The following is a 13,358-nucleotide window of genomic DNA, read 5'->3' as shown; positions in this document are numbered from 1 at the left end:
ATTTGAGGCCAATAATAATTTATGATATGCTAACGAAAATCATTCTCGAAGAACAAATACAAAAAGCCAAAAAGTACATAGAAAAAGGAGATAAGTTTGTTGTTGTAACACATGTAACTCCGGATGGTGACGCAATCGGTTCTTCTTTGGGATTGTATCATTTCCTGAATGAATTCAGCAAAGAGCAGGTAAATGTTGTGGTACCGAATGATTTTCCATCTTTCTACAAGTGGATGCCGGGAGCAAAAGATATTGTGATTCATGCAAAGTATCCCGATTTTGCCGAACAACTGATCCGTGAAGCAGACGTGATTTTCTGTCTTGATTTCAACGAACCGAAACGTATTGAAAGGTTGGCTCCGGCAGTAGTAGCTTCGGATGCACGCAAGGTGATGATAGACCATCACTTGAATCCCGCTGATTTTTGCAGGGTTGTGATGTCGTATCCGCAAATATCGTCTACAAGCGAGTTGGTGTTTCGCTTTATTTGCCGAATGGGGCTCTTTGACCTGATAAACAGATCCGCTGCAGAATGTATCTACACAGGTATGATGACGGATACGGGGGCTTTTACCTACAATTCCAACCATCCCGAGATATACACAATCATCAGCGAACTGCTGCGCAAAGGAATCGACAAAGATGCCATTTACAGGAAAGTAAATCAAGTATATTCCGAGTCTCGCTTGCGTCTGATGGGCTATGTGTTGTATGAAAAAATGCGTATTTATCCGGAACAGCATACGGCTTTAATCACGCTATCTCAGGAAGAACTGGATCGTTTCCAGTACGTTACCGGTGATACGGAAGGCTTTGTTAATCTGCCGCTGAGTATTGACGGTATCGTCTTCTCTGTATTTATACGTGAAGATAAGGATTATGTAAAGGTCTCGTTACGCTCGGTAGGTGATTTCCCATGTAATGAGTTTGCTTCCAGATATTTTAACGGAGGCGGCCACAAGAATGCATCCGGAGGGGAATTTTATGGCTCTTTGACCGACTCGATAGCCAATTTTGAGAAGGGGCTTAACGAATTTAATCCTAATAATGTTGAAGAATTGAATAAACATGCCTGATTTTTGGCTGATTATACATACATTTGTCACAGGTATTTATAGATAGATAACAGATGAAGAAAGGTTTTAATATATTGTTGATTTTGAGTGCTGCATTATTCGCGTTATCCTGTAGTAAGAACAGGTCGTACTCAGACATGTTGAAAGATGAGAAGAAAGCGATTAATCGCCTGATTGATGCCGAAGATTTTGAAATACTGGACAAATACCCCGAAAACGGAGTATTTAAAGAAAACCAATTTGTACACCTGAGTTCCGGTCTTTACCTGTGTGTAATAGATTCCGGCAACGGCAACCGCGCTACAGCGGGAACAACTAATATTTTATGCCGTGCTAAGGGACGTTTCCTTATCGATGATGATACAACTTATTTTGATGGTTTTAATCCGCATGTTTGGCCATATCCGCTTGAGTTCAAGTACTACGGTAGCTCTCCGTCGGCCGATCAATATTATTATAGCGGCGGCCTGGTAAGTGCTCTGGATTATGTAGGTGACAGTTCGGTTGTTCGGTTAATCATTCCTTTTAAGATAGGAAGTTCCTATCAATCTAAGTACGGATACGCTCTTTTTTATGACAGGGTGAGATTCATTTTTGAAAAATAATCATAACTTATGACTCTTATTAAATCTATTTCCGGAATCCGTGGTACAATCGGAGGAAATCCGGATGAAGGGTTAAACCCCTTAGCTATTGTTAAATTTGTAGCAGCCTATGCTACATTTATACGAAAAAACGCTAAAGCAACGTCAAACAAAATTGTAGTAGGACGGGATGCCCGTATTTCAGGCTCCATGGTAAAACAAGTAGTACTGGGTACGCTTACCGGAATGGGCTTTGATGTGGTAGACCTGGATATGGCTACAACTCCCACAACCGAAATAGCAGTTGTTATGGAAAAAGCCTGTGGTGGCATTATACTGACAGCCAGCCATAATCCGAAACAATGGAACGCTTTGAAACTTCTGAACGAACGGGGGGAATTTCTGAATGCCGCCGAAGGACAGGAAGTACTGGATCTGGCAGCATCCGAACAGTTTGTATTTGCAGATGTAGACCATCTGGGAAAAGTAACAACAGATGCTACTTACAAACAAAAACATATAGAAAGCGTTTTAAACCTGGCTCTTGTAGATGTAGAAGCTATTAAGGCTGCCAATTTCCGCGTAGCCATTGATGCTGTAAATTCAGTAGGAGGTGTTGTACTTCCCGACTTGCTTTATGCTTTGGGCGTGAAGGAGATATTCAAGCTACATTGTGCACCTCACGGAAACTTCTCGCACAATCCGGAGCCATTACCCGAACACTTGACAGAGATATCGCAACTGATGACACAAGCCAAGGCTGATGTTGGTTTTGTGGTGGATCCGGATGTGGATCGTCTGGCTATTGTATGCGAAAATGGCGAAATGTTTGGCGAAGAATACACCCTGGTGGCAGTAGCCGACTATGTATTGAGCCATACACCCGGTAATACCGTAAGCAACTTGAGTTCGAGCCGTGCCTTGCGCGATGTAACCCGTATGCATGGCGGCGAATATACTGCCGCAGCTGTAGGAGAGGTGAATGTAGTAACCAAAATGAAAGAAACTCATGCCGTAATAGGAGGCGAAGGCAATGGCGGTATTATATACCCTTCCAGCCATTACGGACGGGATGCCTTGGTGGGTATTGCTCTCTTCTTGAGCCATCTGGCTAAAAAGAAAATGAAAACAAGCGAGTTACGCGCCTCTTATCCTCCTTATTTTATTTCTAAACAGAAGGTGGAACTGACTCCGGAAATCAATGTAGACGCTATACTGGAGAAAGTAAAAGAGAAATTTGCTCAATATGACATTACGGATATTGACGGAGTGAAGATTGATTTCCCCGACAAATGGGTACATCTTCGCAAGAGCAATACCGAACCGATTATCCGTATTTACTCAGAGGCTCCCACCATGAAAGAAGCCGAAGAATTGGGCGGACAACTCATCAGTATCATACACGAAATGTGCCGTTAAGGTACCTCTAATCATTCCAAAGATATTTTAATTTCATCCTAGTGAGAATTTTTTCTCATTAGGATGAGAACTTTTTCTCACCCCGATGAGAAAAAATTCTCATCCAGATGAAACTTTTTTTAGATTTAGGCCATGATGCCTATTTTCTTGATCTGATCTTCGATGTCGGTTGCTTCGTTAATGCAAGCTCGTTTTATTTTGCTCCGGTAGTTATACACTGTCTGAACAGAGCAGCGCAGGAAGGAGGCTATTTTGTTTGAGTCGGATATGCCAAGCCTGATTAAGGCGAAGATACGCAGTTCGGTGTTTAATAGCTCCTCTCTCTTATTGTCAAAGCGATACTCCTCCAGTAACAGTTCATTGATAGCGGAAACAAAGCCCGGATAGATACTCAGGAATGCCTTGTCGAAGTCGTTATACAGCTCCTTCATCTCGCTTACTTTCTTTGGAGAGCATTCTTTAGTAGTTCGTTGAAGCGTTTGGCCATCACCATGTTTTTTACACTCTTTTTGTAGTCTTCAAGGTCTCTGATATATTTGGCGCAGAGGTCGAGAAAGTGGCCAATGTAGTCTTCTTTGATAATGTTGGCGTCTCGTAGTTCGCTGTTTAGTCGGCTTAGTTGGTTATTTACCTCTTCAAGGTTGTTGTTGCTTTCTTTGAGCTTTTTTCGGGCAAGTTTGAGTTCCAACATTTGCTTGTTCAGGTAAATCATCATCACCAGGAGGATGATAAAGAGAGCGATTGTAAAGGTAAGTATCAGTTTTAGCTGGTTACTTTGTTGGATGTTTTGCTGTTGGTACGAATGGGTTATGATAGGGAGTGTTTCCGCTATTTCGAGATATCGGAAACGAGCTCCATAAAAATTGGCATCATTCAAAGCGTGTATTATATAGTCGAATGCCCGCTCCACATCGTTGTGTTTATAAAGCCAGATCGACAAGTCTAACAAGGCTCTATTCTCTTTTACGGCATCTTTTACATCCGACATAACAGCCAAAATCAGATATTTAATTTGTGTATCCGAATCTCCCATTTGTTCGTATAATTGAGACATATCATAGTTTTTCTTGGCATTGTCATGTGTTCCGGGATGAGTTGATTCCAGATAGGATTCCAGGTATATTCTTGCACTATCCAGGTCCTTTTTGTCTCTGGCTTTTAAGTATTTATAATATAGTCGGTCGAGGGAGTTTTTCGGTAGATAGCGCACTACGGCTTCTTGTGATTCGTGGATCAGCTCTTCATAGTTGGCTGTAATCTGCATACCTTTCTGATAGGTGTTTATGTTGATATATAGCGATCCCATGTATTGATAATATTTTACCAATAATTCATTGTCCAGATTGTCCAGAGGGATACTATTCAGTACAGACTCGGATTCGATAAAAAGCCCGGTTGAAGACAATATAAATGAGTATTGCAGTTGCGTACGAATAAGCCATTCCTTATTGTTTTCTTGTTCGGCCAACCGGATGTTCTTTTTTATATATACAAACGCAGAATCGCTTACATAGCTCTGATACTCTTCTATTATGCGATAAGTGAGTTCAAATTGCTTATCTGGAGACATTTCTTGCTCCAATTGAATTTTCATCCTGTTTAACCGGTGTTCTTTTTGCTCCATATATATATGCCCGTTTAGCAAAACATGATCCAATTCCTTCAATAGAGAGTCGACAGGAGTTTTGGCGGATAAGTTTGTTAAGCAGCATGAAATCAGAAAGATTAACAAAGCGAGGTTTTTCATGTGACAAAATTTTCCAACAAATATAAAAAAATATTTTTATTTTTATTCAAATACTTGAAATATAACTTTTTCGTCCTTTTTTTATATTCAAATTGTTTACTAAAAATCTTTCTTTCAAATCTTTAAATTACTGTAATACAGTTAAAAATGAACTTTTGAATTTACCATTCACTTACTTGAGGGCTACTTTTAGATTATTTGTGATAAAATCTGTTTCGTTTAGATATAATTTTACATTCGGCTAGTATTTGTTAAACATTAAATTTATTATCATTTATGAAACAGCTAAAAGAAGCTATTTACTCGTTTTACTCTATCCAGAGGCTCATTATTTTTTCTTTAATGATGAGTATGTGTGCGACGGCTGCCTTTGCTCAGTTTACTGTAAAAGGTAAGGTCTTAGACGAATTCGGCGAGACGATCATTGGCGCCAATATCGTAGAAAAAGGTACTACTAATGGTACAATTACCGACATGGAAGGTAACTATACGCTAAGTATTAGTAATTCCCAGCGAACAGTCCTTCAGTTTTCCTTTATCGGGTATAATACTAAGGAAGAAACCGTGAATGGAAGAAACTCTATTGATGTAACTTTGGATCCTTCTGTTGTAAACTTAGGCGAGGTTGTTGCCATTGGTTATGGTACGCAAACACGCCGCGAAATCACCGGATCTGTAGCTAATATTACAGAAGAAAGCTTTAACAAAGGGGTTACCCGTGATGCCGCTGACCTGTTGCAGGGTAAAGTAGCCGGTTTGATGATCAATATGGGTACCGGTGATGTAGGGGGCGAACCTACGATTCGCTTGAGAGGTACCTCTACTATTCAGAAAGACAAAGGGCCTTTCATCGTAATTGATGGTGTTCCGGGTGGAGATATGTCTACTGTTTCTCCACAGGATATTGAGTCTATTTCTGTATTGAAAGATGCTTCTTCGGCAGCTATTTATGGTTCTCGTTCAGCCGGTGGGGTTATTTTGATTACAACTAAAAGAGGCTCCGGTTCCAAGACACAGGTATCGTATGACGGTTATGTTGCTATGTCTAATATAGCCAAGAAACCTGATTTATTAACAGCCGACGAATGGCGGGAGTATGTGAGAAAAACAGAACAAGATGGTTCTGTATACGACCAGTATGGTGCGGATACAGATTGGGTAGATGAAATAACCCGTACAGCTATCTCTCATAACCATGCAGTTTCTATGTCGGGTGGTGGTTCAAAAAATAACTATCGCGCTTCTTTCACTTACTTGAACAGAGAAGGTGTTTTACGTGATAATGCGATGGAACGTTACAACTTCCGTTTCCAATTCCAGCAACGTGCTATTAATGACCGTTTGCGTATTGGTTTGACAGGATCAACAACGCTTACCGACAGAGATAATTTCCGTGGAGGTAACTTCGTATTGGCCTATAACATGCTTCCGGTATATCCTGTAAAACTAGCCGATGGTTCATGGTTTGATACCCGTGAATACGATCAGGGTAACCCGGTAAGAAATCAAGACTACAATAAAGATCATTTCAAGAACCAGTACTTCTTCGGTAATGGCGATATCTCATTCACTATCATTGACGGGCTGGATGTGAAGGCTAATCTTTACAAGAGCCGCCATACAGAAGAAAGAAGCCGGTATGAAAATTCCCAAACACAAGCCGGACGTGACAATAACGGTTGGGCTGAAAGAAGAAACAGAATTTGGGATAAGGAATTGATGGAGCTAACGGCTAATTATAATACAGCTTTTGGCGGTCAGGAAGAACACAAGTTGGATGTTATGGGCGGATATTCCTGGGAAAGAAACGATTATACACATGTACAGGTGGCTAACCGTGATTTCGTAACAGATATGTTGGCTTCCGATAACTTGCAGGCCGGACAAGGATTAAGACCTAAAGATGTAGAATCGGCACGTAATATGAATAAGCTGATCTCTTTCTTCGGACGTGCACATTACAGCTATAAAGAGCGTTACATGATTACAGCTACACTTCGTCGCGACGGTTCTTCTAAGTTCGGAGCTAATCATAAATGGGGAACATTCCCTTCAGCATCTGCAGCTTGGGGTATTTCACAAGAAGATTTCATGCAAGACATCAATTGGGTAAGCGATTTGAAATTGCGTGTAGGTTATGGAGTAACAGGTAACCAGGACGGGCTTGATCCATACAAATCATTAGAGTTATATGGTTCGGATGGTACGTATTACGACAATAATGCATGGTTGACAGCTTATAAGATTAAGCAAAATGCTAATGCAGACTTGAAATGGGAAGAAACATCTATGCTTAATGTAGGGCTTGACTTTACCTTGTTCAACGGACGCCTGAACGGTACGATTGAATGGTATGACAAGCAAACCAAGGATATGCTATATGAATATAATGTACCTACTCCTCCCTATTTACATAATAAGATGATGGCGAATGTAGGAGACATGAAGAATACTGGTCTTGAATTGGCCTTTACAGTAGATGCTGTACGTACGAAAGACTTTAACTGGACTACCTCTTTAAATATGGCATATAATAAGAACGAAATCACTCGTTTATCCAACGATATCTATACGGCAGACCGTATCCTGATTGGTGATGCCTGGATTCGTGGAGGTTCTGCCAATACCACTCACGTACTTGAAACCGGCTATCCACTCGGTCAGTTCTATGGCTGGAAATGCTTAGGTTTAGATGCCGAAGGACACTATATTATGCAAGATATGACCGGTGAGGGACAAATCTCGGAAGAAGATCGTACCTATATAGGTTCGGCTTATCCGGATGTAACTTTCGGATGGAATAATACATTCTCTTATAAAAACTGGGATATGTCAATCTTTTTGCGCGGAAGTATCGGTAACGATGTACTGAATCACATGCGTATGGCTTATGCCCAACCGGGTTATCTGATTGGAGCCAATGCTCTGAACGATCCGTTGATTTATCAACTGAAACAAGTACCGGAATACAGCTCATACTATATTGAAGATGCCTCTTTTGCCAGATTAGACAATATGTCTATTGGCTATACTTTCAATACAAAGAAGTTGGACTGGTTGGATCGCGCAAGAGTTTATGTAACAGCTCAAAATTTATTTGTGATCACCGGATATAGCGGATTAGACCCGGAAGTAGACTTCTCACGTAGTGACGGTTCGGCTCCTGGTGTTCAAGACCGTGAATTCTATCCTAAAAACAGAACATTCTCTGTAGGTGTAAGTTTGAGTTTCTAATATTATAAAAATAAGAATATGAAAAAGATACATATATTATCATTGATTATAGGATGTACATTGTTGTGGAGTATGCCGGCATGTACCGATCTGGACGAAGATGTATACGACTCCATCCCTGCCGACCAGTTCGGACAAACATCTGCCCAGATCAATTCAATTATTGCTCCGATCTATAAGACGTTGAAGAGTGCTTGGCCGGGCGACTTCTTTTGTTTGATTGAAGAAACGTCTGATATGGCGATCAGTCCAACCCGTCGAGGTGGTGACTGGTGGGATGGTGGTGCTCACATGGAAGCTAAACTACATACCTGGACAGCACGTAACAACTTGGTTCGTAATGGTTGGAATGCATGTACGGAAGGTATTTCTACTTGTAACCAGGTATACAGCATTATTGAGAAAACAGAAATGGATGCCGATCTGAAAGCAAGAACCTTGTATGAAATTCGTGGTATTCGTGCTTATTGGTATTATATGCTGATTGATAACTTCGGAAATGCCCCTCTGGCTATAGACTTTAACGACACTTCACTTCCGGGTATTACCCCACGGAAAGAACTGTTTAATTTCGTAATCAAGGAACTAAACGAAATTAAAGATGCTCTGCGTGATGATGTGTCAGGTGCTAGCTATGGAAAGTTCACAAAAGGTGCTGCTTATACTTTATTGGCAAAAATGTACCTGAATGCTGAAGTATGGATAGGTACTCCGAACTGGCAAGGCGTTATCGATGCTTGTAATGTAGTAATGAGCTTACCTTACATTTTTGAACCGGATTGGAAAGCCAGTTTTGCTGTTCAGAACCAGAATTCAAAAGAAATTATACTTCCGATATGCTTTGGTAAGTCTGATGGTGGCAATCACTTAAACTATAGAACGCTACACTATTTGGCTCCTCCTGCATTAGGCATGAGCTTTGGTACCTGGAATGGAATTTGTGCCCAACCGGATTATATCAAACAGTTTGACGATGAAGACCAACGTAAGGAAGGTTCTTTCTTACTTGGGGCACTCTATGATCCGAAAACAGGTGAAATTATCACTACGGCTCATAACCGACCGCTTATCCATACGGTTGATCTTACGATGCTTGACGGTTCTTTGAAAGAAGGAACTCAATGGGGAGAAGTAAACCAGGAAGATGGAGGCCGCGTGAACAAATGGGAATGGGAAGTTGGTTTGTCAAGCTCGGAAATGGAAAATGATTTTGCTATTTTCCGCCTGGCTGATGTCTACCTGATGAAAGCGGAAGCCTTACTCCGTTTAGGACAGGATAATGCAGAAGCTACCCGTCTAATCAACCTTGTCCGCGAAAGAGGGTATGGAAATGCAGATCATAACTATGCCACTACTACGCTTGATAACTTATATCTGGAAAGAAGGCTGGAGCTGGCTTGGGAGAATTATAGTCGCCAGGATATGATCCGTTTCGGTAAGTTCCTGGATCCTGCTTATCTGAAGCCCGACAGAAGTCCGGAATATCGTTTGTTATTCCCGATTCCTCAAACAGCATGGGAAAGAAATCCTAATCTGGTACAGAACCCGGGTTATCCGGTGTTTTCATCTGCGAATTAATGTCTCAGGTTTGATTTTCAATTCGTTATAAGCCTTTGTTAAACAGAGCGTCGGCGTAGTGCTACCGAACGCTCTGTTTTCTTTTTTAGCGTCTGATCGGTGTATTCAATGGAGACAGCGTTTCTTTGAAAAACTCGTTTTGCAGCTTAAGTGTTTGTTGGTCTGCTTTTACCATTTTGATTACTTCTGCCAGTTGTTGGCCTCTTTGTTCCAGGCTTATCTCTCCCAGTTCTGCGTTCGCATCTTTAGAATCTCCGGCATAATGGTTCGGATATTTGGCATACCACCAGATACCGGTATATACATTCTTCTGTTGCAGGCGGTTCATATCTACACCCGGTTCGCTGGTTGCCTGGTTTATCTTCACCAGGTCGGGGCGGATCGCCATCATAGAGCTTGATTCCACCTCGTCAGCATGCCCTCCGGTAGTGCTTTTCCTCATCGAGCTTATTTTCTTTTGAGTTTCAGCGTCTACGGAAGGAGTGAAAAGGTAGACTACATAATCTTTCGGTTTGTCCAGTTGGGTCTGGCAGAAATATTGCAGGAAGGTGGTATTTCCTCCATGCGAGTTCATCAGGATAATCTTTTTGATACCATTGCGGGATATCTCGCGGCAGGTTTCATCCAGCATCTTGTATATCAGCTCTGAGCTGTAGGCGATGGTGCCCGGTTGCTGCTGTGCCTCAAATATCTGCCCTACGAAATAGTAGGGATATACGATGCAATATTCCTTGGATGCAGCCCGCTTGCTTACTTCGCGCGCTGTGTAAACATCTGTTCCTAAGGGCAGATGCGGACCGTGTTTTTCTACTACTCCCATCGGGATCACACAAACACCTTCTGATAGCTCTACTGCCTTTTTAAAATCAGGAGCTGTCAGCTCTTCCCAACCAATCGGCAGGTTCTGTCCTTTAATGCCAACGATTGAGAATAAAAAAACAAATAATAAAAGTAACTGTTTCATTGTGGTTTATAATTTAGTGAGAGAAAAAAAGTCACAGACCGATAATCCGACCTGTGACCTTCTTATAGTTATGATAAGGATTTATTTTGCAATTCTTTCAAGCCATTTCAACATGGCAAGCATTGTACCCATAGAGATAAGACAAGCTGTTACAAATACACACCAGGTAGCCCAGATAGGAATGTTTTCGTAGAATACAGTTCCCAATATCAGCAACTGGTTTCCAAGGGCTGTAGCACCTAACCAGCAACCTTGCATAATACCTTGATATTGCGGAGGAGCTACTTTAGAAACAAATGATAGTCCAAGCGGACTGATAAACAGTTCAGCGACCGTAAGGATAAAGTATGTTCCGATCAACAGGAATGGGGTTACACGCATTGCATCGGAAAGCCCTCCCATCGCTTTTACTTCATCTGCACTAGGAAGTCCGAAAGAACCGATTGCCATTACTACGAAAGCAATAGCGGCAATACCCATACCGATGGCTATCTTACGAGGTGTAGAAGGCTCTTTGCCGCGAGCTCTCAACCAACCAAAGAACCCGATAACTACAGGCGTAAGGAATACTACAAAGAAAGGATTGAAGAATTGGAATACTTCGGCTCCTTCTATGGTGGTAAACCCTAGGTCGAACTTCAACCAGCTCAGGTTTGTATAGTCGTTAGCAAAGAAAGTCAATGTTACTCCGTTTTGGTGGAATGAGAACCAGAAGAAGATAACAACTGCAAATACTGCGAAAAGAGCGTATAGGCGTTGACGTATTTCCTGGCTAGACATTTGAGGCTGATTGTCGGCAACTCCACTGGCTTTATTTGCAGCAGCTTTAAGAGCCGGATCAGGCAAACTGTTTTTATTAGACAGGAATACAACCAATGATATAAGCATGGCAACCACAGCAGCACCGAAAGCATAATGGAAGCCTGTATTAAATACATTCAGATACTGATTGGCAAATGCAGTCAGGTCAGCAGGGGCTACTTGGCTGACATCTGAAGCCAATGTTCCAAAGCGTACGGCAGCATCAGAGGAAATGGTTCCTTTCAGGAATTGATGACAAAGAGCGGGAAGGTCCGGATTGTATGTAAATCCATTGGCAGCTACCCACCAGTTACGGATACCTACAGCAATCAGCGGAGCAAACAAAGCACCGATGTTGATGAACATATAAAAGATCTGGAATCCGGTATCTCTCTTATCAGAGTATTTAGGATCATCATACATTTGCCCTACTACAGCCTGAAGATTGCCTTTGAATAAACCGTTACCAAATGCAATAACAAACAAACCTATGCAGGTTAATGTAAGAAACAAAGGCAGATTAGGAACAGGAGTAGGAGTAGGGATGGCAATCAGAGCATACCCGATAGACATACATAACAAACCTGCCAGAATAGTACCTTTATACTTTTTTGTTTTGTCGGCAATAAAACCACCTGCCAATGCCAGCAGATAGATTAAAGCATAGAATATGGAATAAATGATGGTAGATTCTGTCTTCTCTAATCCGAATTTAGACATGAGAAACAATGACAATATAGCCATCATGATGTAGAAACCGAAACGTTCGCCCATGTTAGACAAGGCCGCTCCGATTAGTCCTTTAGGATGATTTTTGAACATGTGTTTTTGAATGTTTTAAAGTTAATAATTTATTGAATGATTTGTTTAATGGCGCCGGTCTCCGGATAGAAGAGTACTTTTACCGGAGCCTTTTTATCTTCAAACATAACAGGAGCCAAGCCTTCACGGCTTCCGAACTGTACAATTTGTACTTCTCCCCTGAATAATGCGTTTTTGTTCATGACAATTTCTACGGATGCTTTACCCGGAACGTTATAAATAATACCTTTGAGTGATTTTTCTTTCTTTTCAGCTTCTTTGGCGTCTAAAACCGGAGCACGTTCGATGGCTTTCAGATTCATGTAAACGGGCGTACCTCCCAGGTCGTCGGCCGGAACAATTCCCAATAGCTCGGAAAAGCGGAATAATACGTCTTTTTCCATATTATCGTTCGGTTCTACTGTTACATCGTAATAGTCTGTTTCCTTTGAGCAAATACCGGTAAAAAGGTTGGTCAGCGCTTTTTCCTGGTTTTCCAACTGCTCTATCACCAGTTTCATGGCTTCTCCGTCGGGTGGGAGGTTGTCGGCCTCGCCGGTTAAGATATTCATGCGGCTTTCACGGATACGATAGATCTGCTTGGCGGCTACTTCGGCTTGTTTGGCTGTAGAACCGGCCATTAAAAGCTCTTCCGAGAAAACAGAGATGTCTTCTACTTTCGCGGAGCCTGTTTTATCCTTGCGGACTGTCTCCAGCTCAGATGCCGGTGGGGTATAATCCGCATTAATAGAACAAAGCAAGCCCTCTTCCGTTAAGAATGCATAAGGGGCTACCGTGCCCGATTTGAACTCTACAATATAGGTGTTTTCCGGATCGGGTATCCCTTTGTTGATGAGTGTTATTTTGCCCAGTTGGTAATATACTTTGTCTTCTGCCACCGGATTCTTTACTCCCAGATATTTCTCTGCATATCTGTAGTATGGGCCGGCTTTGCAGGTTACTTTTGTTACTTCTGCGTTTACAATCAGCGTAGTTTTGGGTAGTGAATATGTTATGCCGAAATTATTGCTTTTAGTTGCAACCTTCTTCGTTACTTTTGTTTGTGCCAAGGCCGGCAAGCTAATAAGCAGACATAAGACAATAATCAGATTCTTCATATTTATTTGTTTAAAAAGAGAACTTCTCCACAAAAC

The 13,358-nt window shown here is 41.6% G+C and carries 8 protein-coding genes and 1 pseudogene; 5 read left to right on the top strand and 4 right to left on the bottom strand.

Features of this window, described 5'->3' with window-relative positions; genetic code table 11:
• Positions 1–26: 26 nt before the first annotated feature.
• The 3 genes from M2470_RS07045 to glmM are packed head-to-tail and all read left to right on the top strand — an operon-like array spanning position 27 to position 3,079.
• Positions 27–1,076, top strand: a complete 1,050-nt coding sequence (locus tag M2470_RS07045) for a bifunctional oligoribonuclease/PAP phosphatase NrnA (RefSeq protein WP_280744336.1) — start codon at positions 27–29, stop codon at positions 1,074–1,076.
• Positions 1,077–1,129: 53 nt separating this feature from the next.
• Positions 1,130–1,681 carry a DUF4827 domain-containing protein gene (locus M2470_RS07040; protein WP_280744335.1) on the top strand — a complete coding sequence of 184 codons (552 nt, stop codon included), beginning with the start codon at positions 1,130–1,132 and terminating at the stop codon, positions 1,679–1,681.
• A gap of 9 nt (positions 1,682–1,690) precedes the next feature.
• Entirely contained in the window at positions 1,691–3,079 is a 1,389-nt protein-coding gene (gene glmM, locus M2470_RS07035; protein WP_280744334.1) for a phosphoglucosamine mutase, read from the top strand.
• Between the two features lie 125 nt (positions 3,080–3,204).
• On the opposite strand, the pseudogene M2470_RS07030 reads toward glmM, so the two are convergent.
• Positions 3,205–4,067 (bottom strand): annotated as a pseudogene (locus M2470_RS07030) (DUF6377 domain-containing protein).
• 1,035 nt (positions 4,068–5,102) lie between these two features.
• Between M2470_RS07030 and M2470_RS07025 the strand changes: the two are divergent.
• Complete coding sequence (locus M2470_RS07025; RefSeq protein ID WP_280744333.1) at positions 5,103–8,060, top strand: TonB-dependent receptor; 2,958 nt, start codon at positions 5,103–5,105, stop codon at positions 8,058–8,060.
• A gap of 18 nt (positions 8,061–8,078) precedes the next feature.
• A complete protein-coding gene (locus M2470_RS07020; RefSeq protein WP_280744332.1) occupies positions 8,079–9,638 on the top strand; it encodes a RagB/SusD family nutrient uptake outer membrane protein in 1,560 nt (519 codons plus the stop codon).
• Between the two features lie 85 nt (positions 9,639–9,723).
• Here M2470_RS07020 and M2470_RS07015 read toward each other — a convergent pair whose 3' ends face one another.
• From M2470_RS07015 to M2470_RS07005, 3 genes are all read right to left on the bottom strand, one after another.
• A complete protein-coding gene (locus M2470_RS07015) occupies positions 9,724–10,602 on the bottom strand; it encodes a creatininase family protein (protein ID WP_280744331.1) in 879 nt (292 codons plus the stop codon).
• 81 nt (positions 10,603–10,683) lie between these two features.
• Complete coding sequence (locus M2470_RS07010) at positions 10,684–12,225, bottom strand: peptide MFS transporter (RefSeq protein WP_280744330.1); 1,542 nt, start codon at positions 12,223–12,225, stop codon at positions 10,684–10,686.
• Positions 12,226–12,254: 29 nt separating this feature from the next.
• Positions 12,255–13,322 carry a DUF4831 family protein gene (locus tag M2470_RS07005; RefSeq protein ID WP_280744329.1) on the bottom strand — a complete coding sequence of 356 codons (1,068 nt, stop codon included), beginning with the start codon at positions 13,320–13,322 and terminating at the stop codon, positions 12,255–12,257.
• Positions 13,323–13,358 lie beyond the last annotated feature (36 nt).

The organism is Parabacteroides sp. PH5-46, from assembly GCF_029892785.1.
In the GTDB taxonomy this organism is placed as follows: Bacteria; Bacteroidota; Bacteroidia; order Bacteroidales; family Tannerellaceae; genus DFXE01.
The sequence above is the reverse complement of the archived record's forward strand: the minus strand, read 5'-3'. Positions and strand labels throughout refer to the sequence as shown.

Coding starts and splice junctions, on each gene's coding strand:
- M2470_RS07040 (WP_280744335.1), top strand. CDS start 1,130: ATGAAGAAAGGTTTTAATATATTGTTGATTTTGAGTGCTGCATTATTC.
- glmM (WP_280744334.1), top strand. CDS start 1,691: ATGACTCTTATTAAATCTATTTCCGGAATCCGTGGTACAATCGGAGGA.
- M2470_RS07045 (WP_280744336.1), top strand. CDS start 27: ATGCTAACGAAAATCATTCTCGAAGAACAAATACAAAAAGCCAAAAAG.
- M2470_RS07025 (WP_280744333.1), top strand. CDS start 5,103: ATGAAACAGCTAAAAGAAGCTATTTACTCGTTTTACTCTATCCAGAGG.
- M2470_RS07020 (WP_280744332.1), top strand. CDS start 8,079: ATGAAAAAGATACATATATTATCATTGATTATAGGATGTACATTGTTG.
- M2470_RS07005 (WP_280744329.1), bottom strand. CDS start 13,322: ATGAAGAATCTGATTATTGTCTTATGTCTGCTTATTAGCTTGCCGGCC.
- M2470_RS07015 (WP_280744331.1), bottom strand. CDS start 10,602: ATGAAACAGTTACTTTTATTATTTGTTTTTTTATTCTCAATCGTTGGC.
- M2470_RS07010 (WP_280744330.1), bottom strand. CDS start 12,225: ATGTTCAAAAATCATCCTAAAGGACTAATCGGAGCGGCCTTGTCTAAC.